This window comes from Brevibacterium aurantiacum, assembly GCF_900169065.1.
Classification (GTDB): Bacteria; Actinomycetota; Actinomycetes; order Actinomycetales; family Brevibacteriaceae; genus Brevibacterium; species Brevibacterium aurantiacum.
Map to the genome: position 1 here is coordinate 22,260 of NZ_FXZB01000020.1, position 25,736 is coordinate 47,995.

Below are 25,736 nucleotides of genomic sequence, written 5' to 3' on the forward strand. Positions count from 1 at the left end.
AAGCAACAAACCCCAGAGAAAGTCGATCATTGACAGAGACGATCCGCAACGCCCGAGCCGCATCCCTCCCCGCCAAGCTCTCCCGCTCCTGGCTGCTGGTCAACGCCGCCAAAGAGGAGACCTTCACCGAGGCGCAGATCTCCGAATCGGATTCCGTCATCTTCGACCTTGAGGCCTCGGTCTCCGACGACAAGAAGATCACCGCCCGGGACAATGTCGTGCGTGCCCTGGAAGGCGGCATGTCCGCCTGGGTGCGCATCAACAAGATGGACTCGGAATTCTGGGATGACGACCTCGCCGCCATCGCCATGCTGCCCGGACTGCGCGGCGTGATGCTGCCGGAGACCGAACGCCCCGAACAGGTCTCCTATACCGCGATGCGTGCGAAGGCAGGACTGCCGGTCATCGCCCTGCTCGAATCTGCCATGGGCGTGGAGAACGCAACCAAGATCGCCGAGGCGCCCGGCACCTTCCGTCTGGCCTTCGGAACGAACGACTTCCGCAAGGACACCGGCTTCTCCGGTGATCCGATGGCACTGGCCTACGCTCGCTCGCGTCTGACCATCGCCTCGCGCATGGGCGGACTGCCCGGTGCGATCGACGGCCCATCAGCGGCGACCGCCAGCGATGAGCAGGTCCGCAATGACGCCGAGGTGACCCACATGATGGGCATGACCGGAAAGCTCGTGCTCAACGTCGATCAGGTCGTGACCCTCAACGAATCGATGAGCCCGAGCGAGGACGAGCGCGACTGGGCTCGACAGCTGCTCGAAGCCGCCGAGGGCGGATCCGAGATCACAGACGGTTCGTACCTCCCCCGTCTGGCACGCGCGAAGAAGATCGCGTCCCTGGCATCAACCTACGGTCTCTGGAACGCCTGAGTCCTCGCACGTGTCGGTCCGTCAGCCTTCGTGGATCCTCTGGTCGACCCTGCCTGCGATTCTCCTGGTCATCGCCTTCGGGCTGTGGCTGAGAGTCAATGTCTCCGGCCCCACGACGCTGGACCAGGATTGGCTCAGCCTCGTCGGGCTCGAATCCGACACCGTCCCGTACTGGGTGGCGGTCACCCTCGCCGAGATGGGTGGGGGCACGGGTGTCGTGATCTGCACGGGACTTCTGGGTGCGGTCTTCGTCCTCCTGCGACAGTTCCGTTCCGCTGGCGTCCTCGTGACCACCATGGTCTTGGGAGTCGCGCTATCCGAGCTGCTCAAGGCCGTGGTGACCCGGGTCCGCCCCAGCGAGCAGCTCTACGATTCCCTGGGCTATTCGTACCCGTCGGGACATTCCATGGGTGCGGCCGCGCTTGCCCTCAGTCTCGCTTTCATAGCCTCTCGGGCGCATATGCTGTGTCTGGCCGAGGCGGGCGCGGTCGCCCCATTGGCGCTTCCGCCTGAGAGCACGAACGAGGTCAAGGCGGTTCCGACCGAGATCACTCCCCCACTCGAGCCTGTCGTCCTGCGGTTCCACTGGTCGATGCTCCTGGCCGCGGTCTGGATCCTGCTGATGATGTGGTCGCGGACCGCGCTGCAGGTGCACTGGCTCTCCGACACGATCGCAGGTGCCCTCATCGGCATCTCGGCCGCGGTGCTCGCCGATGAACTCTGGACCTGGGGGACGATGAGGGCCCGTTCACCTCGTCGTGAGAGGTGAACGGGCCCCGTTCGATCTGATGTGTCCGGTGGAGGTCAGTCCTCGCTCAGTGAGACTCCGCTGAAGGCTGAGGCGTTGACGGCTCCGGCCACGGCCTTGACGACTTCCTCGGACACCGCCGAGTCGACGGCGAGAACCGAGAGCGCATCGTTGTCGGTCGCAGAGGGTGAGACCTGCATGCCGGCGATGTTGATCTCGTTGGCACCCAGCGCCTGGCCCAGCTGCCCGATGATTCCGGGGCGATCTTCGTAGCGGAAGATGAGCAGGTTGTCGGTGAGTTCGATCTCGAGCTCGAAGCCGTTGACCTCGGTGAGCTTCTGCACGAGCTTCGGTCCGGTCACGGTGCCCGAGACCGAGATCCGCTGCCCTTCGCTCGTCGTCGCGGTCAGCCGCGTGACGTTGCGGAAGGATTCACAGTAGGGATCGGTGACGAGCTCGACGCCGATTCCGCGCTCCTCGGCCAACAGCGGTGCGTTGACGTAGGAGACCTGGTCGGACACGACGTCCTTGAACAGACCCTTGAGAGCGGAGAGCTTGAGGACGGACACGTCCTTGTCTGCGATCTCGCCGTTGACCTCGACCTTGAAGTGGGTGACCGAGGAGTTGGCCAGCGAGTTGACCACGCGGCCCAGACGTTCGGCCAGGGGAATGCCCGGGCGCACGTCCTCGTGGATGGCTCCACCGGCGACGTTGACAGCGTCGGGGACGAGTTCACCGGCCAGTGCCTTGCGCACGGACTTGGCGACGGCCACGCCGGCCTTCTCCTGCGCTTCAGCGGTCGATGCGCCGAGGTGGGGCGTGACGTTGACGGCGTCGAGGTCCATGAGCGCCGAGTGCTCAGGGGGTTCCGTGCTCCACACGTCGATGCCTGCACCGCCGACCTCACCTGCTGCGACCGCCTCGGCGAGGGCGTCCTCGTCGATGATGCCGCCGCGGGCGACGTTGATGAACCGGGCGCCGGACTTGGCGGCCTTGAATTCTTCGGTGCTGATCATGCCGATCGTCTCAGGCGTCTTGGGCATGTGGACGGTCACGAAGTCGGACACGGCCAGCAGTCCGGGCAGGTCGACGACCTCGACGCCCATCTGCGCGGCGCGTGCCTGCGTGATGTAGGGGTCGTAGCCGACCAGTCGCATGCCGAAGGCCTTGGCACGCTCGGCGACGAGGCCGCCGATGCGTCCGAGTCCGACGATGCCCAGAGTCTTCTCGTAGAGTTCCACGCCGGTGTACTTCGAGCGCTTCCATTCCCCCGCCTTGAGCGAGGTGTTGCCGGCGCCGAAGTAGCGTGCGGAGGCCAGAATGTGTGCCATGGTGAGCTCGGCCGCGGAGATGATGTTCGAGGTCGGAGCGTTGACGACCATGACGCCCGCCGAGGTGGCAGCTGGGACGTCGACATTGTCGAGTCCGACCCCGGCGCGGGCGATGACCTGGAGCTTCTTCGCCGCGGCGATCGCCTCGGCGTCGACCTGGGTCGCGGAGCGGACGAGGATCGCGTCGACATCGACGATGTCGTTGAGGAGCTGGGAGCGGTCAGCACCTTCGGTGTGACGGATCTCGAAGTCTCCTCCGAGGGCATCGATGGTTGCCGGTGACAGATTTTCGGCGATGAGCACGATGGGCTTGGGCACTGAGTTCCTCCTGTTGCGTCCGGGACACGTCCATCTTATGAGACTTTGTGAATGCATTCACAAAGTCTCAAATTATGGGAAGTGAGTCTCGGCTCACTCAGGCGAGTGCCCCGGCCGTGTCACGCAGATGTCGACGTCAGAACCCGTTGGGCGAATACGGCATCCGGCCCAGGTTGAACATCGAGCTGGCGCGCACTGCGGCACCAGGCACGTTCTCGTCGATGCGTCCCGCGCGGGCGAGGATCACCGGGTCGGCGCCGCCGAAGTAGAGGGACCCGAGTTCCGCGATGCCGAGACTCAGGTCTGCCGGGGTCGAATCAGGGGCGGTCTCGACGACGGCGTTCTCACCGTCTGAGGTGATCGTGTAGCGACCACCAGCCAAATCGAGGGAGTCGTCGATCTCGAGGACCAGTGTGCCCGGCACGTACCAGGGACGAGCCTCAAGGGCGGCCTTGACGTCGAGGATCCTGATCCAGATGTTGTCCTCAGTGGACACGGTCCGGACTCGGCGGGAGTCTGTGAGCAGCCACGGCAGCGGTGAGTCCTCGGCAGACTCTCCGAACGTCACCCTCGTCGTCAGGTCGATGGCGGCCAGGAATGACCACAGTGAGGCGTAGGCGGCATCGGTGACAGCGACGAAATCGATGAGTTCGATCGTCGGCGGATTCTTCGACCAGCCGGCGAACTTATAGGACACGTAGCCGTCGGCTTCGCCCTGTTCGTCGAAGTGCAGGGCGGCACGCACACCACGATCAGCCTCGCCGGTGTCCGTGTTCAGGTCTCCGGTGGCACGCTCGATGTAGGTCTGCTGGCGCTCCATGGCACCTGGGGAGGTGCGCATGAACTCTCCGTAGATCTTCGGTGCCAGCTCGCGCAGTTCGCTGGGCAGGCACATCTCGACCCGACGGTCGGGTTCGTGGACCATCTTGAACCCCGGTGAGGTGTCGACCTCGATCGAGTGTGCCCAGGTGGCTACGCCGAATCCGAAGCGGGAGTAGATTCCACCTTCGGTCGCCGTGAGTGCGGCGAATGGGTATCCGGCTGCCTTCGCCTCGGCGAGGTCGGTCGTCATCAGCGACCTCAGCAGCCCCCGCCTGCGATGGGTGGGCCGCACCGTCACCCAGGTGATCAGGTGGCCGGGCACCAGACGCCCGCCTCCCACGTTGACCAGCTTCTCGAACCACGCGAAGGTCGCCACGGGGACGCTGGCGTCGAGGGCGTGCTCGTATTCCTGCTTCGCGTAGACGGCGGTGAGGTTCCGCCCGTCGGCGATGGCTCGCTCGACGCGATTCTTCAGCGCATCATCGGTCGACCGAGCGTCATGGAATCCCACGCTCGTCGACGCGAAATACCCCTGTGTGCGCTCATCGGGGGCTCCGGTCGACTCGTCGAAGGCTGGCTTGAAGTTTTCGAATCTGTAGTTCGTCACGATCCCAAGAGTAATTCACATCACCGCCGATGCGACTCATGCACGAGCGGAAATCGTCGCTTCGCACCGGGAGCAGACACGACGATGTCCCGGAGGCCGAGCAGGCTTCCGGGGCATCGAGGTGTGACGATCAGCGAGCGGCAGTGCCCTCGGTGTAGTCGTCATCGGAGTCCTTGAGCCATGCGAACATCTTGCGCAGTTCGCGGCCGGTGGTCTCGATCGGGTGCGTCTCTTCCTTCGAACGCAGTTCCTTGAACTCGGCCGCACCGTTCTTCTGGTCGTTCATGAAGCGCTCGGCGAACTTGCCGTTCTGGATGTCGGCGAGGACGGCTTCCATGTTCTTCTTCACGTCAGGGGTGATGACGCGAGGACCGGAGACGTAGTCGCCGTACTCAGCGGTGTCGGAGATCGACCAACGCTGCTTAGCGATTCCGCCCTCGACCATGAGGTCGACGATGAGCTTGAGCTCGTGGAGAACCTCGAAGTAGGCAATCTCCGGCTGGTAACCGGCCTCGGTGAGGACCTCGAAGCCGTACTGCACGAGGTGGGAGGTGCCACCGCAGAGGACGGTCTGCTCGCCGAAGAGATCCGACTCGGTCTCCTCGGTGAAGGTGGTCTTGATGCCGCCGGCGCGCAGTCCGCCGATTCCCTTGGCGTAGGAGAGGACGAGGTCCCAGGCCTTGCCGGAGGCGTCTGCTTCGACGGCGACGAGCACGGGGACGCCGCGACCGTCGACGTATTCGCGACGCACGACGTGGCCCGGTCCCTTGGGAGCGACCATGATGACGTCGACGCCCTCGGGAGGCTGGATGTAGTCGAAGCGGATGTTGAAGCCGTGAGCGAAGAGCAGCGCATTGCCGGGCTTGAGGTTCGGTGCGATCTCAGCGTTGTAGATCTCGGCCTGGACCTGGTCCGGGGCGAGGATCACGACGAGGTCGGCCCACTCGGAGACCTCGGCCGGGGTGCCGACTTCGAGGCCTTCTGCTGCAGCCTTGTCGCGGCTGGCGGAGCCTTCCTTGAGGCCGATGCGTACCTCGACGCCGGAATCGCGCAGGCTCAGTGCGTGTGCGTGTCCCTGGCTGCCGTAGCCGACGACGGCAACCTTCGTGCCCTGGATGACGGACAGGTCTGCATTGTCGTCGTAATAGCGTTCTGCTGCCATAGTTCTCTTGCTCCTTCAGAGGTTTGGGGTACTCCCCCATTGTTTCACAGTTCGGTACTGCTGTTCACTTATTGAGATGGTTGACGTTCCACGAAGTGGAACGAGAAGTCCTCATCTGCGCTGGGTTGAGGTGCGCAGTATCGCCAGGCTTCAGCTGCGCAGGGCGCGGTCGGTGATCGACTTCGAGCCGCGGCCGATGGCCACGGTGCCCGATTGGACGATCTCCTTGATCCCGAATGGCTCGAGGACATCGCGCAGGGCCTCGACCTTGCCCAGCTCGCCGGTGGCCTCGACGCTGACGGAGTCGGGTCCCACGTCGACGATCTTGGCCCGGAACATCTCCACTGCCGCCGCAACCTGTGGGCGGGTGGTGGCGTTGGCCTTGACCTTGTAGATGATGTGGGCTCGACGCACCGAGGTGGCCGGTTCGAGTTCGACGATCTTGATGACGTTGACGAGCTTGTTCAGCTGCTTGGTCACCTGCTCCAGCGGCACGTCCTTGACGTCGACGACGACCGTGATGCGCGAGAGCTCATCGTGTTCGGTGACACCGACGGCGAGGCTGTGGATGTTGAAGCCGCGGCGGGCGATGAGGCCGGTGAAGCGGGTCAGCACGCCCGGCTTGTTCTCGACCAGGACTGAGAGTGTGTGCCGGTTGTTCATTCCAGGCCTCCTTCGATCTGTGCCACGGAGCGAACCGTGCCGTCTTCTTCGGTACCGGCGTCTGCGATCTGGTTCTCGGCCTGCTCGTCGCCTTCGCCGTCGAACTCGGGGCGAATGCCGCGGGCGTATTCGATCTCATCGTTGGACACACCGGCGGCGACCATCGGCCACACCATGGCATCCGGCGGGACCGTGAAGTCCAGAACGACGGGACGATCGTTGGTCTCCAGCGCCGTCTTGATCGCAGCATCGACATCGTCATTGCTGTTCACGCGCAGGGCCAGGCAGCCGTAGGCTTCGGCGAGTTTGACGAAGTCGGGGATCCGGATCGTCTCGTGCCCGGTATTGAGATCGGTGTTGGAGTATCGCCCGTCATAGAACAGGGTCTGCCACTGGCGCACCATGCCCAAGGACGAGTTGTTGATGATCGCAACCTTGATCGGGATGTCATTGAGCGCGCAGGTGGCGAGCTCCTGGTTGGTCATCTGGAAGCATCCGTCTCCGTCGATGGCCCACACGACACGGTCGGGTTCGGCGACCTTCGCGCCCATCGCGGCAGGCACCGAGTAGCCCATGGTGCCCAGGCCACCGGAGTTCAACCAGGACTTGGGGCGTTCGAACTCGACGAACTGGGCGGCCCACATCTGGTGCTGGCCCACACCGGCGGCGTAGACAGCCTCGGGTCCGGTCAGCGCCGAGATCCGCGAGATCACATACTGGGGATCGCAGAGTTCGTCCTGCGTGGAGTAGCCCAGTGGGTAGGTCGTCTTGAGACGGTTGAGGAAGCGCCACCAGGGTTCGCGCTGACGCTCGAGTGCCTTGGGGAACTTGCTTCGCAGTTCGCTGAGCATCTCGGCCAGCACCTCGCGAGCGTCTCCGACGATGGCGACCTCGACGTCACGGTTCTTCCCGATCTCCGCCGGGTCGATGTCGGCGTGGATGACCTGCGCGTTCGGGGCGAAGGAGTCGAGGTTGCCGGTGACCCGGTCATCGAATCTGGCACCGATGGTGATGAGGAGGTCGGCCTTCTGGAAGGCGGTCACGGCGGGCACGCTGCCGTGCATACCCGGCATTCCGAGGTGGAGCTGGTGCGAGTCGGGGAACGCGCCACGGGCCATCAGGGTGGTGGCCACGGGAATGTTGGTCGCTTCGGCGAGTTTGAGCAGTTCCTTGTCGGCCTGCGAACGGATGACTCCGCCACCGATGTAGAACACGGGGCGCTGAGCTTCCGAGATGAGCCTCACGGCCTCGCGAATCTGCTTCGCGTGCGGCTTGAGGATGGGACGGTAGCCGGGCAGCTGCGGCTCTCCGGGCCAGACGAAGGGGGCGGTGCCCGTCTGTGCGTCCTTGGTGACGTCGACGAGGACCGGGCCGGGCCGGCCGGTGGTCGCGATGTGGTGGGCGTTGAGGATCGCCGATGGGATGTCCTCGGCCTTGGTGACGAGGAAGCTGTGCTTGGTCACCGGCATCGTCATTCCCACGATATCGGCTTCCTGGAAGGCGTCGGTGCCCAGCAGCTTCGAGCTCTGCTGGCCGGTGATGGCCAGGACGGGCACGGAGTCCATGTGGGCGTCGGCGAGCGCCGTGATGAGGTTGGTCGCTCCTGGACCCGAGGTTGCGATGCACACGCCCAGCTTGCCCGAGGCCGCAGCATAGCCTTCGGCCGCGTGTCCGGCGCCCTGCTCATGGCGCACGAGGATGTGTCGGATCTTGTCGGTCTCGAACAGGGGGTCATACGTCGGAAGGATGGTGCCGCCGGGAAGGCCGAAGACCGTCTCTACCTCGAGGAGCTCGAGGCTGCGGACGATTGCCTGCGCTCCGGTGAGGACCTCTGGGGTCGAGTTGCGTCGAATGCTTGACGGGGTCGCGGTGACCGGGGCTGCGCTGGGCGCGGTGCCAGTTCCCGCTGACTGGGCCGAGGGCGTGGCTGCCATCGTTTCGTATCCTTCCTAGTGATCCATCTTGTCTCCGCATGAAAAAAGCCCCTCCGGTTTCGGTAGGGGCGCGCGGAACATGTCGTGTTGACAGGCTACGGAAGATCCGCGCGCTGGGTAATAACGACGACAAGAAGGTGAGTCATGGCTCAATAGTTCACCTCCGGCGATAAAGGTGTCAAACGTCGCAATGGATCGTCTCGCAGAATGGGACTGCCTTCGACTGAAGAGTGAGACTCCGCAAACGCACCCGCGGTTGCAGCCTGAGACCGGGGAAGAAGGAAAGCCCGATTGTGCGAACCATAGACTCCGACACGCGCTCCGACTAGGCTCTTGAAGGTGCGTCCCCTCTTACGTTTCTGGCCCGATCTGCGCTCTCGCATCGGCGTGTACATCGCTGTACTCGCGCTCACGCTCCTGGCCAACGGCATCCAGCTGATCATCCCCCTGATCACCGGTCACATCATCGACGGCCCCATCGCCCACCGCGATCTGTCCGGGCTGTGGCTGCCCGTGCTCGGGGTCCTTCTCATCGGCATCGCCGAGGCGGTGGCGCTGTGGGCACGGCGCATGCTCGTTGCCCCGGTCGTCGCCCAATGGGAGATCACCTGGCGTTCACGTCTCTTCGACCGACTGCAGTACACCTCGGTGGCTATCCACGACTCTTGGGAGTCCGGGCAGCTGCTCTCGCGCGCGATCAATGACCTGTCCCAGCTGCGCCGGTTCTTCGCCTTCGGGATCCCCTTCCTCGTGACCACTCCGCTGATCATCATCATCGGCACCATCATCCTGACCTTCCTCCAACCGGTCTTCGGCCTCATCATGCTGATCATGGCCGTACCGACGATTGCGACGGTGACGGTCTTCGAGAAGAGGTACCGCGAGGCCTCCCGGCGCTCCCAAGACACGGTCGGTGAGATCACCACCGAGGTCGAGGAGTCGATTCAGGGGATCCGGATCCTCAAGTCCTTCGGCCGCTCACCCTGGGCCGCGCAGCGCTTCTCCCTGCTGTCGCGGAAGTTCCAGGGTCTCGAGGTGCGCAAGGCGAAGCTCGACTCCTGGTTCTGGAGCGTGCTCATCCTCCTGCCCACGCTTGCCCAGGCAGCCATCGTCGCCGTCGGCACGTGGGGCGTCGTGCAGGGGTGGACGACGATCGGCACCGTGGTCGCAGGTGTGACCATCTCCATGGTGATGCGGATGCCGATCGAGATGCTCGGCTTCCTCCTCGCCGATGCCCTCATGGCCCTGACCGCCGCGGCCAGGTACTGGGAGGTCATCGACATCAGGCACGACATCACCGACACTGACGGCAAGATCGCCGATTCTCCCGATGTGCGTCGTTATCAGGGCGAGCTGGATTTCGAGGATGTCGACTTCCATTTCGCCGACACGGACCGTGAGACACTGAAGAACCTCAATCTCCACATTGCTCCGGGCCAGACCCTGGCCATCGTCGGAGCCACGGGCTCGGGCAAGACGACGCTGGCTTCTCTCGTCCCGCGACTGCAGGACGTCACCGGCGGATCGGTGCGGATCGATGGCACCGACATTCGCGATCTGCCCGTCAACGAGGTCCGCAACCTCGTGTCCGTGTCCTTCGAAGACCCCATCCTGTTCTCCACCTCGGTGGCCGAGAACGTGAGCATGGGTGCGCCCGGGGGCGATGATGCCGCCATCTGGCAGGCCCTGGAGATCACGGCCGCGAAGGACTTCGTCGAACGGCTGCCGGAGGGCTTGGACACCCAGGTCGGTGAGCAGGGCCTGTCCCTGTCCGGTGGGCAGCGACAGCGGCTGGCGCTGGCCCGCGCAGTGATCGGCGCACCCCGCATCCTCGTCCTCGATGACCCCTTGTCCGCCGTCGACGTCGACACCGAGGATCGGGTGCAACGGTCACTGCGGGAGATACTGCCCGATTCGACGACGCTGATCATCGCCCACCGCCCGTCCACCTCGGCGCTGGCCGATGCGGTTGCCGTCCTCGACGAAGGACGCATCGTCGCACTGGGCACCCACGATGAGCTGCTGGGATCCTCCCCGCTGTATCGCGAACTCATGGGCGCGTCTGCGACGAGCGAGCACTCGACGTCCCAGCACTCGACTGAGGGAGGTGGCCGATGAGCATTCCCCGTCTCAATGAGGACGAGGTCGAGCAGCTTCCCCCGGACATCGCGAAGAAGGCCCGCAGGCTGCTGCTCTCCCTGGTCCGTCCCCATCTGCCGATGGCGATCTTCCTGCTCGTCATCGTCGTGCTCACGGCACTCTTCCTCGTCATCGGTCCGATCTTCATCGCCGATGCCCTCGACAATGGTGTGCCGAAGGCGGTCGAAGGCGATCCGGGGCCGCTGATTCGGGCAGTGTCGGCCTTCGTCATCTCAGCGATCGCCTCGGCCGTGCTCGCCTTCGCCTCGACGAGGCTGGTCGGCATCACTGCACAAAAGGTCGTCTACAGTCTGCGCGAACGGCTGTTCAAGCACATCCAACGCCTCGATCTGGGCTATCACGAACGCTCGACTTCTGGCCGGCTGGTGTCGCGACAGACCTCGGACATGGAGTCGGTGCAGCAGTTCCTCACCTACTCCCTCTTCGACACGGCGCTGGCGCTGTTCGAGATGACGTTCATCGCCGTGACGCTCATCGTCCTCGACGTGCCCCTGGCCGTCGTGGTCTTCCTCGGATTCATCCCGCTCTTCTTCATCACGAAGTCCGCGCACACCTCGCAGCGCAGCGCTTATCGCCGGACGCGGACCTCGATCGCGAAGGTCATCGTCCACTTCGTTGAGACCATGGGCGGGATCCGAGCGGTGCAGGCCTACCGCCGGCAGCCCGACCGCCGCGGCACGCTCAAGGACGAGGACACCCAGTACCGCGATGCCAACACCGACGCTCTGCGCGGAGTCGCCTGGTTCGCTGGCTGGACGCGGCTGGTCGGCAACGTCACCCAGACCGTGATCATCATCGTCGGCGCCTGGCTCGTCATCGAGGGATGGACTCAGATCGGTGTGCTCGCCGCGTTCATCCTCTACCTGCGTCGCTTCTACGGTCCGCTCGATGAACTGGTTCAGTCCTTCAACCTCTACCAGTCCGCCTCGGCGGCGCTGGAGAAGATGGCCGCCGTCCTCGACACCGACCCCGAGGTGGTCGCACCAACGAGCCCCAAGTCGCTGCCCGCGCACAGGTCCGACCAGACCTCAGGCACCACCTCGGCGACGGAGGATCTGCCTGCCAAGCCCAGCGGCCGCTCGATCGACCTCAATCATGTCCGCTTCTCCTACGGTGACGGCCCCGATGTCCTCCCCCGATTCGACCTGCGCATCCCCGCAGGCCAGATCGTGGCGCTCGTGGGTGCCACCGGCGCGGGCAAATCGACCCTGGTCAAACTGGTCACCCGGTTCTACGATCCCAGCGAAGGTCGCATCACCATCGACGAGGTGGACCTGCGTGATCTCGACGATGCCGAGCTGCGTCAGAGCGTGGTCATGGTCACCCAGGAGTCGTTCCTGTTCGCGGGCACGATCGCCGACAATATTCGCATCGGCAATCCCGACGCTGGTGATGACGACGTCGTCGCCGCGGCCACAGCCGTCGGCTTGGACCCCTACATCCGGAGACTGCCCGCGGGCTATGAGACCGATGTGAAGAAGCGCGGCGGTCGGCTGAGTTCGGGACAGCGTCAGCTCGTGTCGTTTGCCCGCGTATTTCTGGCCGATCCGGACATCGTCGTCCTCGACGAGGCGACCGCCCATCTCGACATCCCGTCCGAACGCCTGGTCCAGAAGGCACTGGCGACGGTGCTCGAGGGGCGCACCGCGATCATCATCGCCCACCGGCTCTCAACCGTAGAGATCGCCGACCGCGTTCTCGTCATGGACTCCGGTCGGATCATCGAGGACGGCACGCCGGATGAGCTGATCTCAGGGGCGGGCAAGTTCGCGCAGCTGCACAAGGCGTGGCGGGACTCGTTGGTGTAGGGCGTGGGCTGACGGGAAGTTGGCACTGTGTGTCTTGACTTCTGGTGTCCGGACTTCCTACTCTCATGACAACACAAGTTGTCGATTAACAGTTGCCGTTGACCCACCGGGAGGGTTCCTATGACCTCAGGCCAGAAGTGACCGTACGCGCCTGACGACGAAGTCAATGTCTGTGACGCCCATGCCGATGACGCCGACAGCCGTGAGACGGGGCCTGCTCCGACGGGACTGAGCGCACGGATTGATACCGCGTTCGAACATTCCGCAGGCATCGACTCCATGCCGCTGGCCGATGCGCGGGAACGACAGGTGATCCTCCGAGCGATAGCTATCGCCTACTCTCTGACCCAATGCACCGGCCTCATCGCTGGCCTGCTGCTGGCTGCATCCGGCCTGTGGTGGGCAGCACTTGCATTGGCTCTGGCGGTGTTGATCCCGGACTTGATAGCGAGGCGCTACGCCCGTAAGCGCGGTGTCGATCTCTACTGGCAATCTGGGGCCGCACGCAATGAGACTTCAGTGCGGGGTCTCATTCTCAGCACTCTGCTCATCATGGGGGTCGGTGGCCTCCTCACGTTCAATGCGACCTACGGCCACCCCCTGCTGACCTGGTCGTGGCACGTCAATTTTCCTGCTTCTGCTGGTACCGCAGTCACAATGTTCGTCGGCGCGTTGTGCGGAGGAACGATCGGGTGGTTTCTCCGGCGCAGACGGTATCGGGCAAAGCTGGAGGCATCAGCTGAGCGAGCGGCTGACACAGAGGAGCACCAAACAACCGAGTATCGTTGACCCGTGACGAATACCGATCTCGAACGCGCGCAGACCCTGATCACCTCGATTCCCGACTACCCTCAGCCGGGGGTGAACTTTCGCGATATCTCACCACTCATCGCTGACGGTCCTGCACTGCGTGCCGTCACCGAGGCGCTCATCGCACCTTTCGAGGGACAGTTCGACATCGTCGGTGGCCTGGAAGCTCGCGGCTTCCTCTTCGCCGGAACGATCGCGGCGATGACCGGAGTCGGAATTCTGCCCATCCGCAAGGCCGGCAAACTCCCCCGCCCAGCCGCAGCCGTGTCCTATTCACTCGAATACGGCACCGCGACGATCGAGGGTCCTGATGTGCTCAAGGAAGGCGAGCGCGTCCTCCTCGTCGATGACATCCTGGCCACGGGCGGGACCCTGTCTGCTGCTCAGGCTCTCGTGAAGGAACTTGGCGCCGAGGTGGTCGGCTCAGCCGTGGTCCTCGAGCTCACAGCCCTCGGCGGTCGGTCTCTGACCGGAGAGGTGCACACCGTCTTCGCCGACTGATGGGCGGCAGCCGTCCGCGAAAGCCCCGTCGGAGCATCCACCGCACCTCCCAACATCGACACCGCCGTTCATGGACATGTGTCGTAGCTGTCTCGCAGCTGCGTCTGAGCCTTGATCGCCTCAGTGGTCATAAACTGGCTCGGCTCTTTCTCCTTTGCGCTGTCATGTGCATAGTCGCAGCTGCCGACACTGATATGGCCGCCGGTCAGTAGGTTCCCATCCGTCGACCTGGACGAACCGACGCTCCAGTTGAAAGACCAGGGAGCCGAAGTACCTGAGTCGGCCCGATCAATGATGTCCTCGAGACGACCCACAACGTCGGGCCCTGAATCAACGGTTACGGTTAGGTTCGTCAGGTGGTCGCCGTCAATCTCAATCCGTTGCATGACCTTTTCGAGGTCGGTGCCCACCGCCGATTCCAGTTTGTCCTGCGCCTGCACTGAATAGGGGAATGTCACTGACCACTGGGCATCGTTGCCTCGGTCCAGACGCAACTGAATCTCTTCGGAACCGAATTGGTCCCGGACCGCTGTGATCACGTCGAACGGACTCCCGGACGCACTATCGATTTCAAGGATGTCCTCGCTGTACCTGTCATCCCATGAATCGAACCAGGTCACCCCTCCCACGCCCAGAGCTGAGGTGAGCGCGCGGAGGCGGGATGGCAGATGTTTCAGAGACTCGACGGCAGTCTCTGTCCGAAGGGCGATGGTGAGTCCCGACTGTTTCACCGTCAGTCCACGGTCGAAGTTGTCGAACTCAGATCCGATTTCATCGTTGAGGGTGGACGCCACATGGATTGCCTTCTCGTCAGTTGCTCCGTCGGCCATGATGGCGACGTAGGTGAGTCTCTGTACTGAATTGTCTTTCCTGTAGTAGGTCGCAACCGTCTCCACTCCTGGCAACGCGGATAGCACGTCCCCGATTTCGTCTGCCCGCGAACTGAGATCTGGACTTGGATTGGGATCTGGACTTCTTTCACATCCAGACAGTCCGAAGATCATCACCATGACAGCAATCATGGCGAGGGTGACTCTGCGGACGGGAACCCTGGCTTCGAACATGTCTCCAACGTAGTGAAGGACTTCAGACAGGGAGTGCCAGCAGTGTTCCAGTCCCGTTACGCGCCGGTGGCGCGCGGCACCGAATTCCGCATGACATCGTGTCGATCACACCTGGGAATACTGTTCTTCCGTCGTGACGTTATAGGCTCGCACAGGTACCGTCACCACGGTGCCCGATTGCAGCACGACAGACCACCAATCCGTGACGAAAGGCGGCACCTTGACGGTTCCCACACTCACACTCAATGACGGCAAGACCATTCCCCAGCTGGGCTTCGGCGTCTTCAAGGTCGATCCCGAGGAGACCGAGCGCATCGTCACCGACGCCCTCGAGGTCGGCTACCGCCACATCGACACGGCCGCCGTCTACGGCAATGAAGAGGGCGTGGGCCGCGCCATTGCGAAGTCCGGAATTGCCCGCGATGAGCTCTTCGTGACCACCAAACTGTGGAACGACCGGCACGGTGCCGACGAGTCGAAGCGTGCCCTGGGCGAGAGCTTGGAGAAGCTGGGCCTCGACCACGTGGACCTCTACCTCATCCACTGGCCGACACCGGAGAACAACAATTCGGTCGAGACCTGGGAGGCCTTCCCCTCCTACCGCGATCAGGGTCTGACGACGTCGATCGGTGTCTCGAACTTCGATCACCGCTACCTGCCCCAGATCCTCGATACCGGAATCATCCCGGCCGTCGACCAGATCGAATGCCACCCGCAGTTCCAGCAGATCGAGACCCGTCCGCTGCTGACCGAGCACGACATCAAGGTCGAGGCTTGGGGACCGCTGGGACAGGGCAAGGTCGACTATGCCGACACCGTGATCGGCGAGATCGCTTCCGCCCACGGCAAGTCCTGGGCCCAGACCATCATTCGCTGGCACCTGCAGCGCGGGCATGTCGTCTTCCCGAAGTCGAACAACCGCGACCGCATGGCCCAGAACTTCGATGTCTTCGACTTCGAACTCACCACCGCCGAGGTGGCGGCCATCGATGGCCTGGAAAACGGCGGTCGCGTGTCCGGTGATCCCGCCGAGGTGAACTGAGGTTCTGACGTCAGCTGAGGTTTGTGATCTGAACCGAGGTTGAACGTCCAAAGACCCGCTTGGAGCTTCATCGCTCCAGGCGGGCCTTTTCAGTGTCTTCCAGCAGTACTTTTTGCCATCTCCCATCTGGCCTTGGACGTCAGGTGAGCAGACGAACCGGCTCCCCCGCCATCCACGCGGCGATGTTCTCGACAGTCTGGGTGAAGAAGATCCGATACGTGTCTTCGGTGACATAACCCAGGTGCGGAGTCAGCACGGTCCGCGGAGTGCTGCGCAGAGCATGATCATGTGGCAACGGCTCAAGGTCATACACGTCGATCCCCGCGCCGCGAATGCGACCTGCAGCCAATGCGTCCTGCAGTGCTTCCATGTCGACGAGGCCCGCCCGAGAGGTGTTGATGAAGATGCTGTTCGGCTTCATCAGTGACAGTTCCTTCGCAGCGACAAGCAGGCGGCTGCGTTCGCTGAGCTTATAGTGCACGGTCACGACGTCAGAGGTTGAGAAGAGTTCCTCTTTGCTCACTGCGTGCGCCCCGACATCGGCTGCCCGCTCCTCGTCGAGGTTCTGACTCCAGGCCACGACGTCCATGCCGAAGGCGGCCCCGACCCGGGCGACCTGGGTGCCGAGTCTGCCGAGTCCGATGATCCCGAGTCGGTGCCCGAAGAGGTCACCGCCGACGGTGGACTGCCAGCCGCCGGAGTGCATCGCGGCGTCTTCGGTGGGGATGCTGCGCAGCACCGAGAGAATGAGTCCCCAGGTCAGCTCCGGGGTCGCCGAGGTGGTGGATTCGGTCCCGCAGACCGTGATCCCCTGGGCTCGTGCCGCATCCAGATCGATTGATGCGTTGACTCGTCCCGTGGTCACGAGGAGTTTGAGATCGCGCAACTGGGCCAGTCGCTCGGCAGAGAAGAGGGTGCGTTCACGCATGGCAACGACAACCTCGGCGCCGTCCACCGTCTGCACCAGATCCTCGGTGTCGTGGATCGGGCGGGAGACGAATTCGACCTCGGCCCCAAGCTCCTGCCAGTTGGCAAAGTCTGCCGCCACATTCTGGTAGTCGTCGAGCACAACGATGTGCATGCCTGTCCTTCCTCTGATGTCGCGGGATTCTGGAAGCATCCCTGACTTTCATCAATCATCCCTGTCTTTCATCGTATAGCCGATAGGCTGGGCCGGTGAGCGCACCGATCATCCTCAGACAACGCAGCGGCCCCATCATCACGATCATCGTCTGGGCGTTTCTCGCACTGCTCCTGATCGACGCGATCGTGCGCGGCTCCTGGGACACCGTCGGAACGTTCCTCCCGCCGCTGGCTCTGGTGGGATGGCTCGTCTTCATCCTCCTGTGGAGACCAGCCGTCATCGTCGGATCCGAGCAGGTCGTGATCCGCGAGATCCTGCGCACAACCACTGTGCCCTTCGCCAACATCACAGACATCAGGCTGAGCACCATCGTCTCCATCATGGCGATCGCACCGAACGGGGCTGAACGCACCTACCGCCCGTGGAATGCGCCAGGGATGCCGCGCCGCAAAGTCGACTCGGGTCTCACCGGTGGCACACGTCCGGAGTCGGTCGACAACCACCCGTCCTTCGAACTGCTCCGACGCTGGGAGAATTTCGATGCCCGTGCGAAGACCGCGACCACGCCCACCGACCCCACCACAACGGTGTGGAACCTCGGCGTGGTGGGAGTCAGTCTCGTCCTCATACTGCTCGACATCTTCAGCAGGCTATAGAACCTCGGCAGCCTCGAGAACTTGGAAGGTCTCGAGAACCTGAATAGTGAGAGCTTCTGGAGGTTCACAGTGTATAAAAAGCCGGCCCCGCGAGAGAACGTGAGCCCACGGGACCGGCGATGAGGGGTGATCGAGACGATCACATTCGAATCAGACGAAGAGTCTCAGAATCACTTCTTGAAACCGATGCTCGTCCAATCGGGAGTTTCGAGCTGACGCGGCCCGAGATTCATGATGTCGTTCTTGACACCCCAGACATATGGGGTCGGGTAGAACGGGATCAGCGGCTTGAGTTTGAGCACTTCGGCATCGCCCTCGTTTGCCAGCTTCTTCGACTCGGCAGGATCAAGGGTCTTCGTCGCGGCCTTGAACTTCTCACCGATCGCGTCGCTGGAGATCTTCGAATAGTTCTGCTCGGATTCGGCCGGGTAGAACAGGTTCGAACCTGACGAGATCGGGAAAGCCGTTCCTTCCCAGGTGAACGTGGCCATGTCGAAGTTGCCGTTGAGCACGTGGTCAGCGAAATACGCGGCCACCGGGACGGTCTCGATTTTGATCTTGAAGCCGATCTCGTTGAGGTCCTTCATGATCTGCTCCGCACGCTGAGCGTTCGAGGCGGTATCGGCGGGAACAACGATGTTGAACTTCAGCTTCTCGCCGTCCTTGGCACGAATTCCGTCGTCGCCTGCTTTCCAACCAGCGTCGTCGAGAATCTTCTTCGCGGCTTCCGGATCGAAGTCCAGGCTTCCCTCCGTGTTGTCCTGGTAACCGTCCTGGCCCGGCATGAAGGTGACATTGTTGACCAGGGTCACTGGTGCTTCGACGGGGCCTATGGCTGCCTGGGCGATGGCCTCACGGTTGATGGCGTGGCCGACGGCGTCGCGGACTTCCTGCTCCTTGAGGGCGCCCTTCTCCGCATTCATCGTCACGTGAGTCCACTGCATGCCTTGTGATTTGTAGATCTCACCGTCTTCACGTTTCCCAGCCGTCTCATATGAGTCGCCGTCGGTGCCGATGTCGACGAGGTCGATCTCCTTGTTTGCATAGGCTTGGGCCTGCTGTGCCTGCGAGACGACCTTGAAGATGACCTTGTCCAACTTGGGTTCCTGACCCCACCACTTGTCGTTCTTCACCATGGTGATGACACCGGACTTGTTGTCGACCTTCTCAGCCTTGAATGGTCCGTTCGACGGCAGCACCTTCTTCGCATAGTCCTTGTTGAAGGTGTCCGGATCTTCCGTGATTTCGTTAGGCACAGAGGCGTCGATGTAGTTGGGCCAGTCGATGTTCGGGGTCTTGAAGGTCACCTTGACGTTGTGCTTGTCGTCGCCGGCCTCGATGCTCTCGATGTCCTCATACCCCTTGGTCGAGGCAACTTCATATTCATCGTGTTTGCCGTCTCTGGTCTGCCAGAATGCTTTGTAGTCCTCGACGTCGATCGGCGTACCGTCTTCCCAGACAGCGTCCTTATTGAGTTTGACATCGATGACGAGCGGATCTTCGCTGGCGATCTCCACGCTCTCCGCGTAGTTCTTGTCGACTTCCCAGCTGCCATCGTCCTTGATTTTGACTGGCCCACCTAGTGACGTGCCGTAGATATTGTTGTTGTCCACGTGCGCGCCGTCGGCGTGGTAGTAGTTGAGGCTGGCCGGGATCTCGGTCATCGGATAGGTGAGCGTTCCGCCATCGGCGATCTCATCGTAGCCGGCTTTCTGGTAGTCAACGGACGGCAGGCCTGAGATCTCCTCGTTCGCCTTGTCGCTGTCGACTCCTTTGGAGTCCTTGTTGTCCTGTTGGCAACCGGAGAGGGCCAGCCCCAATGCCGCAGTCGCAGCGACAACCACTGTCGCTTTGTTTCTCATCTTCATGAGTTCCTCTTTCCTGTTCTCTGTGTGGTGATCGATGGATGAGTACTGTGTCGGGTTCGTTCAGTCCGAGTGGTCGAGCTCGTGGATCCGTTCAGCGAAGTGACAGGCCACCAGGTTCGCCTCCGCCCGCCGAGGCTGGGGATCCTCGTGTGTGCATCTGTCCTGCTCGCTCTCGGGCAGCAGCGAGAAGAGCGGGCACCGAGTGCGGAAATTGCACCCGGAGATCTCGTCTGTCGGGCTCGGAAGGTCGCCGGACAGGAGCACTCGCTCACGAGATCGTTCGACTACCGGATCGGGCACCGGAATCGCCGACATCAACGCTCGAGTGTAGGGATGCTGCGGATTGTCGTAGAGATCTTCGGAGGCGCCGAATTCGACGATCCGGCCCAGGTACATCACCGCAACGTGATCGGCGATCTGCCTCACGACTGCCAGGTCATGGGCGACGAAGAGGTAGGACAGCCCGAGTGAGTCGCGCAGGTCCTCGAGCAGGTTGATGACACCGGCCTGTACGGACACGTCGAGGGCCGAAACCGGTTCGTCGAGGACGAGCAGCTTCGGGTTGGTCACGAGCGCCCGGGCGATGCCGATGCGCTGGCGTTGCCCGCCTGAGAACTCGTGCGGATACCGATCGGCCATGTTCGCGTCGAGGCCCACCAGTTCGAGCATCTCGGCGACGGTGTCAGTGCGCTGTTTGGCCGGGACCTTGTGGACTGTCAGCGGTTCCGCGATCACCTCGCCGACCGGCAACCGCGGGTCGATCGCGGCCATCGGATCCTGGAACACGACCTGGACGTCCTTGCGCATGGCCAAACGATCGCGCTTGGACAGCTCGGACACGTCGACTCCATTGATGACGATCTTGCCCTTCTGGGGCGCCACCATCTCGAGAACCTCACCAATGCTCGTCGACTTGCCGCAGCCCGACTCTCCGACCAGGCCGAGAGTCTGTCCCTCCCTGATCTCCAGGTCGATGCCGTCGACGGCGCGGACGGTGCCGATCTGCCGTTTGAAAACGGCTCCTTTGAGCAGCGGGAAGTGCTTCTGCAGCCCGGTGATCTCGAGGACCCGTTCGGCTTCGTCGTTCTTCACTCGCTTCTCAACAGGTTCTGGCCGCGGGAAGATGGTGCCGGCGGACAGCTTCCCCGAGGCGATCTCATCGGCCCGGTGGCATGCAGCGGCGACGCCGGGCGTGCCATGAGCGATGAGCTCAGGCTCGACTTCACGGCATTTGTCGAGGGCGATCGGGCAGCGCGGAGCGAAGGGACACCCCGGGACCATGTTCGACAGCGATGGCGGTTTGCCCTCCAACGGAACGAGTCGCTGGGTTCCGGCTGTCGCCAGGTTCGGCACCGAGCGCAGCAGCCCGGTCGTGTAGGGCATCTGCGGTCGGGCGAAGACCTGTTCGACCGGCCCGGTCTCCACCAGGCGACCGGCATACATCACCGCGATGCGGTCCGCGTTGCCCGCAACCACACCGAGGTCGTGCGTGATGAGCACAATCGCAGCGCCTGTGATCTCACGCGCCTTCTGCAGGACCTCGAGGATCTGGGCTTGGATCGTGACATCGAGCGCGGTGGTCGGCTCATCGGCGATGATGAGGTCCGGATCGTTGGCAATGGCGATGGCGATCATGGCTCGCTGACGCATGCCACCGGAGAACTCGTGGGGGTATGCCCTGACCCGACGTTCGGGCCCCGGTATGCCGACGACTCGCAGCAGCTCGATCGCTCTGCTGTGTGCAGCATCCTTCGACAGCGTTGGATCGTGGAGGAGCAGACCTTCTGAGATCTGCTCGCCGATCGAGTAGACCGGGGTGAGCGCCGATAGCGGGTCTTGGAACACCATGGCGATCTCGGAACCGCGCAACTCCGACATCGCGTGATCGTCCATGTCCAGCAGGGAGCGTCCGCGGTACTTGATCGAGCCGCCGATGCGGGCTGTGGAGGGAAGCAATCCCATCACGGCCATGGACGAGACTGACTTGCCGGAACCCGATTCGCCGACGATGCCCAGGAACTCACCGGGCATCACCTCGTAGCTGACGCCGCGAACGGCCTTCACATCGCCCTGAGGATTCGGGAACGTGACGCTCAGGTCCCGGACTTCGAGGATCGGAGCCTGCGCAGGTGGATTGGATTGATCGGTGATGAGAGTCTCAGTCACGGTTGACTCCTGAGGTGGGATCGATGGCGTCACGGAGCGCATCGGCCATCAGGCTGATGGCGAACAGCATGAGGACGAGGACGCCTGCGGGAAAGACGAAGAGCCACGGACGGGTCACAGCCGCCCCGGAGCCCTCAGCCAGGAGTGTGCCGATGGAGACATCGGGCTTCTGGATTCCGAGGTTGAAGTAGCTCAGCGAAGTTTCGGTCAGGATCGCTGAGACCACGCCCAAAGTGGCATCGACGATGAGGATCGACGCGACGTTCGGGATGATGTGCCGGCTCAGTATCCGTGGAGTGGAGACGCCCATGTACCGCGCCGCCTTGACGAAGTCACGGTCCTTGATCGCCTTCGTCTGGTTTCTCACAACTTGGGCCATGATCATCCACCCGAACAGGGCGAGGAACACGACGATCGCCATCCACGACAGCTGGCGCAGCATCGGGGCCAGAAGCACGAGGATGAAGAACGCAGGCAGGACGAGGAGCAGGTTGATGAACCACACGATGACGACCTCGATGCGGCCGCCGAAGTATCCCGCTGTCGAACCGATGATCGCGGCTAGGAGGCTCGCTGCGGGCCCGGCGATGATGCCGATGAGCAGAGATTTCTGCAGTCCCGCCACGGTTTGGGCGTAGATATCCTGGCCGATGGTGTTCGTGCCGAACCAGTGCTGCGGGCTCGGTGCCTCGTTGAGTGCGTGGATGTCCTGGTCAGTCGGCGTATAGATGTTGATCGTGTTGCCGAATATTGCGAACAGGACGAAGAACCCCAGCATGATGCCGCCGACCCAGAAGCGCGGGGTCGAGCGCAGTCGGCGCCAGACCAAGGTCAGACGGGAGGTCGGCTTCGAACGACGAGGCACAACCTCGGTGTCGGCAGTCGTGGAGATCGGAAGATCGGTGGCCATGTCAGATCCTCACTCTCGGGTCGAGGGCAGCGTAGAGGATCTCCGAGAGGGTCGAAGAGATCAGAGTCAGCACTGCGATGAACAGGACGGACCCGGCAGCAGCATTGATATCGGACTGCAGGATCGAGTTGATGGTGAACTCCCCCATGCCGTGCCAGGAGAACACCACCTCGAGCATCGCCGATCCTGCGACCAACGTGCCGAAGGCGTAGGCGAAGTAGGTCGACATCGGGATGAGGGCAACGCGAACACCGTGCTTGACCAAGGCGGTCTTGCGGGTGCGCCCTTTCGATCTCGCGGTGCGGATGAAATCAGAGGCCAGCACATCGAGCATGACCGAGCGCTGATAACGCGAGTAGGTGGCAGCACCCATCATCACCAATGCCAATGTCGGCAACAGCATATGTGAGAGCTGATCGGTGAACCACGGAAAGAAGCCCGGCGGTATGTCCGCCGTGTATTCACCTGAAAAGCGAATCAGGGTTGTGCCGATGAGACCGTTGAAGGCGGTGGCGATGATCATTAGCACCACGCCAATCACAAATGTCGGAGTGGCGATGATCAGATAGGACGCATAAGTCACTGTCTGGTCAGAGGCCTTGTATTGCTTAACCGCGCCCCACACGCCGAGGACGACGCCCAGGATGGCTCCGAGGATGGAACCGATGAGCAGAAGTTTGAGGCTGACCCCTGCCCGGGTCATGATCTCTTGGAAGACCGGATTGTTGTGGACCGTCGTAGAGAAGTCCCCGTGGAGGAAGATCCCCGTCAGCCAGGCCCACGTACGCTCGATGATCGGAACATCCGGATTGGTCCCGTGTCCGTTGAGGATCGACTTGATCGAGGCTTCTGACAGCGGCGGATTCTGGCCCCGATACCGCGCGGCCGGATCCATGAACGCACTGGAGGTGATGTAGGCGGTGACCGTGGCGATGAACGCCAGGATGAAATAGTTGACGAATCGCCGGAGAACGTATTTTCCCATGCCGAGACCTAAATCGCTGCGACTCGAGAACTTTCGTGATTATTCTCTGACTGATGCATCGGTCCGGGGATGAGGGAATAGATCTCTTTGCGAATCTCGAGGGGTGTGCGAGTCATCTGCGGTCAAAGTTCCTTTGCGTCAAGTGTCGTCAGCTCAGCTACTCTGCGCGGTTCATCCGTGAACCATCACAAACAACTGAACGTAAGTTGTACTGTATCCAGATGTGATCCCCCACACAAAGCACCTTGCACAATTTCTTTCTCTCCATCCGAGGGTGCCGCAGATTCTCGGGCGACACGCCGTGATTACAGTTGGGTAACAAGGGGTGGTCTTCTGCCTCTTCGGGCACAGAAGAGCCGAGGTGGTGCGGACATTGGTCCGCACCACCTCGGCGATGGATCGATCCCCGCTATCCGGGACTCGACTGTTCGATGATCAGATCATCGGGTGTCCCCTGCTCAGAAGCAGACGGCACCGGTGGAGGCCGACTGCACGAGCTTGGCGTACTTTCCGAGCACACCGGTGAGGCGGTGGTTCTCGGGAATCGTCCAGGTCTTGCGACGCTCTTCGAGCACCGACTCGTCAACATGCAGGTCGATGGACCGTGCCGCGATGTCGACGGTGATCTTGTCGCCGTCCTCGACGAGTGCGATCGGTCCGCCGTCGACGGCCTCGGGCGCCACGTGACCGATGCACAGTCCCGTCGATCCGCCGGAGAAGCGTCCGTCGGTGATGAGCAGGACGTCCTTGCCGATTCCCGCGCCCTTGATCGCACCGGTGATGGCGAGCATCTCGCGCATACCGGGTCCGCCCTTGGGTCCTTCGTAGCGGATGACGACGACATCGCCCTTCTTCAGCTCACCGTTGAGGACGGCATCCATGGCCGGCTTCTCCTGGTTGAACACGCGAGCGGTGCCTTCGAAGACGTCGGCATCGAAGCCGGCGGACTTCACGACTGCACCTTCGGGAGCCAACGAGCCCTTGAGCACGGTGAGGCCGCCGGTGGCGTGAATCGGGTTGTTGAGCGCGCGCAGGATCTTGCCGTCGGGGTCCGGCGGGTTGATCGTCTCGAGGTTCTCCGCCACGGTCTTTCCCGTCACGGTCATGCAGTCGCCGTTGAGCATTCCGTTGTCGAGCAGAGCCTTCATGATCACCGGCACGCCGCCGATCTTGAACACATCGTTCATCACGTACTGGCCGAAGGGTTTGACGTTGCCCAGGTGCGGGACCTTGTCGCCGATGCGGTTGAAGTCATCGAGGGCGAGTTCGACTCCGGCCTCGTGGGCGATGGCCAACAGGTGGAGGACGGCGTTGGTCGAGCCGCCGAAGGCCATGACCACGGCGATCGCGTTGTGCAGCGATTCCTTCGTGATGATGTCCTTCGTCGTGATGCCCTGGCGGAGCAGGTTGACGACGGCGTCACCGGACTTGCGCGCGAACATCGTGCGGTCGCGGTGGATGGCCGGTGGCGCGGCCGATCCCGGCAGGGACATGCCCATCGCCTCGGCTGCCGAGGCCATGGTGTTGGCGGTGTACATGCCGCCACAGGCGCCTTCACCTGGGCAGACAGCGCGCTCGATGGCGTCGACGTCCTTCTGGGTGATAGTTCCGGCACGGCAGGCGCCGACGGCTTCGAAGGCGTCGATGAGGGTGACTTCCTTCTCGGATCCGTCGGACGTCTTCGCGGTGCCCGGCATGATCGAGCCGTTGTAGAGGAAGACGCTGGAGAGGCCGAGACGGGCCGATGCCATGAGCATGCCCGGGATCGACTTGTCGCAGCCGGCCATGAGGACCGATCCGTCGAGTCGTTCGGCGCTCATCACGGTCTCAACGGAGTCGGTGATGACCTCGCGCGAGACCAGCGAGTAGTGCATGCCCTCGTGGCCCATGGAGATGCCGTCGGAGACGGAGATGGTGCCGAATTCCAGGGGGAATCCGCCCGATTCGTGCACGCCTTCCTTGGCGGCCGCACCGAGGCGCTGCAGGGACATGTTGCACGGGGTGATCTCGTTCCACGAGGTCGCGATGGCGATCTGCGGCTTGACCCAGTCGTCATCGCCCATTCCCACGGCACGCAGCATGCCGCGCGCAGCGGTGGCTTCGAGACCGTCGGTGACGTCGCGAGAACGTGGTTTGATGTCCGGTTTGGTGGAGTTCGTATCAATGCTCATGCAGGCACTCTACGCCGGAGTCCATCATGTATATGCCAAGTTCTC

Annotated in this window: 20 protein-coding genes; 8 read left to right on the forward strand and 12 right to left on the reverse strand. The window is 62.7% G+C overall.

Features of this window, described 5'->3' with window-relative positions; translation table 11 throughout:
• The first annotated feature begins 29 nt into the window (after positions 1 to 29).
• Both BAUR9175_RS14080 and BAUR9175_RS14085 read left to right on the forward strand, forming a co-directional pair.
• Positions 30 to 881, forward strand: a complete 852-nt coding sequence (locus BAUR9175_RS14080; protein ID WP_009882624.1) for an HpcH/HpaI aldolase/citrate lyase family protein — start codon at positions 30 to 32, stop codon at positions 879 to 881.
• A 10-nt stretch (positions 882 to 891) separates the two neighbouring features.
• Complete coding sequence (locus tag BAUR9175_RS14085) at positions 892 to 1,650, forward strand: phosphatase PAP2 family protein (protein ID WP_009882625.1); 759 nt, start codon at positions 892 to 894, stop codon at positions 1,648 to 1,650.
• A gap of 35 nt (positions 1,651 to 1,685) precedes the next feature.
• Here BAUR9175_RS14085 and serA read toward each other — a convergent pair whose 3' ends face one another.
• From serA to BAUR9175_RS14110, 5 genes are all read right to left on the reverse strand, one after another.
• Positions 1,686 to 3,278 carry a phosphoglycerate dehydrogenase gene (gene serA, locus BAUR9175_RS14090; protein WP_069600488.1) on the reverse strand — a complete coding sequence of 531 codons (1,593 nt, stop codon included), beginning with the start codon at positions 3,276 to 3,278 and terminating at the stop codon, positions 1,686 to 1,688.
• Between the two features lie 136 nt (positions 3,279 to 3,414).
• Entirely contained in the window at positions 3,415 to 4,707 is a 1,293-nt protein-coding gene (locus BAUR9175_RS14095; protein ID WP_009882627.1) for a GNAT family N-acetyltransferase, read from the reverse strand.
• Positions 4,708 to 4,837: 130 nt separating this feature from the next.
• Positions 4,838 to 5,869, reverse strand: a complete 1,032-nt coding sequence (gene ilvC, locus BAUR9175_RS14100; protein ID WP_069600489.1) for a ketol-acid reductoisomerase — start codon at positions 5,867 to 5,869, stop codon at positions 4,838 to 4,840.
• A 150-nt stretch (positions 5,870 to 6,019) separates the two neighbouring features.
• The gene (gene ilvN, locus BAUR9175_RS14105) at positions 6,020 to 6,532 is read right to left on the reverse strand and encodes an acetolactate synthase small subunit (protein WP_009882629.1); all 513 of its coding nucleotides are present in this window, start codon (positions 6,530 to 6,532) and stop codon (positions 6,020 to 6,022) included.
• Positions 6,529 to 8,466 (reverse strand): acetolactate synthase large subunit, encoded by a 1,938-nt coding sequence (locus BAUR9175_RS14110; protein ID WP_069600490.1) that lies wholly within the window; start codon positions 8,464 to 8,466, stop codon positions 6,529 to 6,531. Before BAUR9175_RS14110 ends, ilvN begins: the two co-directional genes overlap by 4 nt.
• A gap of 339 nt (positions 8,467 to 8,805) precedes the next feature.
• Between BAUR9175_RS14110 and BAUR9175_RS14115 the strand changes: the two genes are divergently transcribed.
• From BAUR9175_RS14115 to BAUR9175_RS14130, 4 genes are all read left to right on the forward strand, one after another.
• Positions 8,806 to 10,584 carry an ABC transporter ATP-binding protein gene (locus BAUR9175_RS14115; protein ID WP_307722863.1) on the forward strand — a complete coding sequence of 593 codons (1,779 nt, stop codon included), beginning with the start codon at positions 8,806 to 8,808 and terminating at the stop codon, positions 10,582 to 10,584.
• A complete protein-coding gene (locus BAUR9175_RS14120) occupies positions 10,581 to 12,434 on the forward strand; it encodes an ABC transporter ATP-binding protein (protein WP_101584141.1) in 1,854 nt (617 codons plus the stop codon). Before BAUR9175_RS14115 ends, BAUR9175_RS14120 begins: the two co-directional genes overlap by 4 nt.
• A 279-nt stretch (positions 12,435 to 12,713) precedes the next feature.
• Positions 12,714 to 13,223: a hypothetical protein gene (locus tag BAUR9175_RS14125; protein ID WP_009882636.1), complete on the forward strand. Its 510-nt coding sequence runs from the start codon at positions 12,714 to 12,716 to the stop codon at positions 13,221 to 13,223.
• Positions 13,224 to 13,226: 3 nt separating this feature from the next.
• A complete protein-coding gene (locus BAUR9175_RS14130; protein ID WP_069600493.1) occupies positions 13,227 to 13,745 on the forward strand; it encodes an adenine phosphoribosyltransferase in 519 nt (172 codons plus the stop codon).
• Positions 13,746 to 13,813: 68 nt separating this feature from the next.
• Here BAUR9175_RS14130 and BAUR9175_RS14135 read toward each other — a convergent pair whose 3' ends face one another.
• Positions 13,814 to 14,809 (reverse strand): hypothetical protein, encoded by a 996-nt coding sequence (locus tag BAUR9175_RS14135; protein ID WP_069600494.1) that lies wholly within the window; start codon positions 14,807 to 14,809, stop codon positions 13,814 to 13,816.
• A 220-nt stretch (positions 14,810 to 15,029) separates the two neighbouring features.
• On the opposite strand from BAUR9175_RS14135, the gene BAUR9175_RS14140 reads away from it, so the two are divergent.
• Positions 15,030 to 15,851, forward strand: coding sequence for an aldo/keto reductase (locus tag BAUR9175_RS14140; protein WP_009882640.1), 822 nt, complete (start codon positions 15,030 to 15,032; stop codon positions 15,849 to 15,851).
• Between the two features lie 139 nt (positions 15,852 to 15,990).
• On the opposite strand, the gene BAUR9175_RS14145 is transcribed toward BAUR9175_RS14140, so the two are convergent.
• Positions 15,991 to 16,932: a D-2-hydroxyacid dehydrogenase family protein gene (locus BAUR9175_RS14145; protein WP_009882641.1), complete on the reverse strand. Its 942-nt coding sequence runs from the start codon at positions 16,930 to 16,932 to the stop codon at positions 15,991 to 15,993.
• 95 nt (positions 16,933 to 17,027) lie between these two features.
• Between BAUR9175_RS14145 and BAUR9175_RS14150 the strand changes: the two genes are divergently transcribed.
• Positions 17,028 to 17,591, forward strand: coding sequence for a hypothetical protein (locus BAUR9175_RS14150; protein WP_009882642.1), 564 nt, complete (start codon positions 17,028 to 17,030; stop codon positions 17,589 to 17,591).
• Positions 17,592 to 17,761: 170 nt separating this feature from the next.
• Here the strand turns inward: BAUR9175_RS14150 and BAUR9175_RS14155 are convergent, their stop codons facing one another.
• From BAUR9175_RS14155 to ilvD, 5 genes are all read right to left on the reverse strand, one after another.
• A complete protein-coding gene (locus BAUR9175_RS14155) occupies positions 17,762 to 19,459 on the reverse strand; it encodes an ABC transporter family substrate-binding protein (protein ID WP_101584142.1) in 1,698 nt (565 codons plus the stop codon).
• Between the two features lie 60 nt (positions 19,460 to 19,519).
• Positions 19,520 to 21,625: an ABC transporter ATP-binding protein gene (locus BAUR9175_RS14160; protein ID WP_069600496.1), complete on the reverse strand. Its 2,106-nt coding sequence runs from the start codon at positions 21,623 to 21,625 to the stop codon at positions 19,520 to 19,522.
• Positions 21,618 to 22,535 (reverse strand): ABC transporter permease, encoded by a 918-nt coding sequence (locus BAUR9175_RS14165; protein WP_009882646.1) that lies wholly within the window; start codon positions 22,533 to 22,535, stop codon positions 21,618 to 21,620. The genes BAUR9175_RS14160 and BAUR9175_RS14165 overlap by 8 nt, the downstream gene beginning before the upstream one ends.
• A 1-nt stretch (position 22,536) precedes the next feature.
• On the reverse strand, positions 22,537 to 23,520 hold the full coding sequence (locus BAUR9175_RS14170; protein ID WP_009882647.1) for an ABC transporter permease: 984 nt from the start codon (positions 23,518 to 23,520) through the stop codon (positions 22,537 to 22,539).
• Between the two features lie 458 nt (positions 23,521 to 23,978).
• Positions 23,979 to 25,691 carry a dihydroxy-acid dehydratase gene (gene ilvD / locus BAUR9175_RS14175; protein WP_101584144.1) on the reverse strand — a complete coding sequence of 571 codons (1,713 nt, stop codon included), beginning with the start codon at positions 25,689 to 25,691 and terminating at the stop codon, positions 23,979 to 23,981.
• Positions 25,692 to 25,736 lie beyond the last annotated feature (45 nt).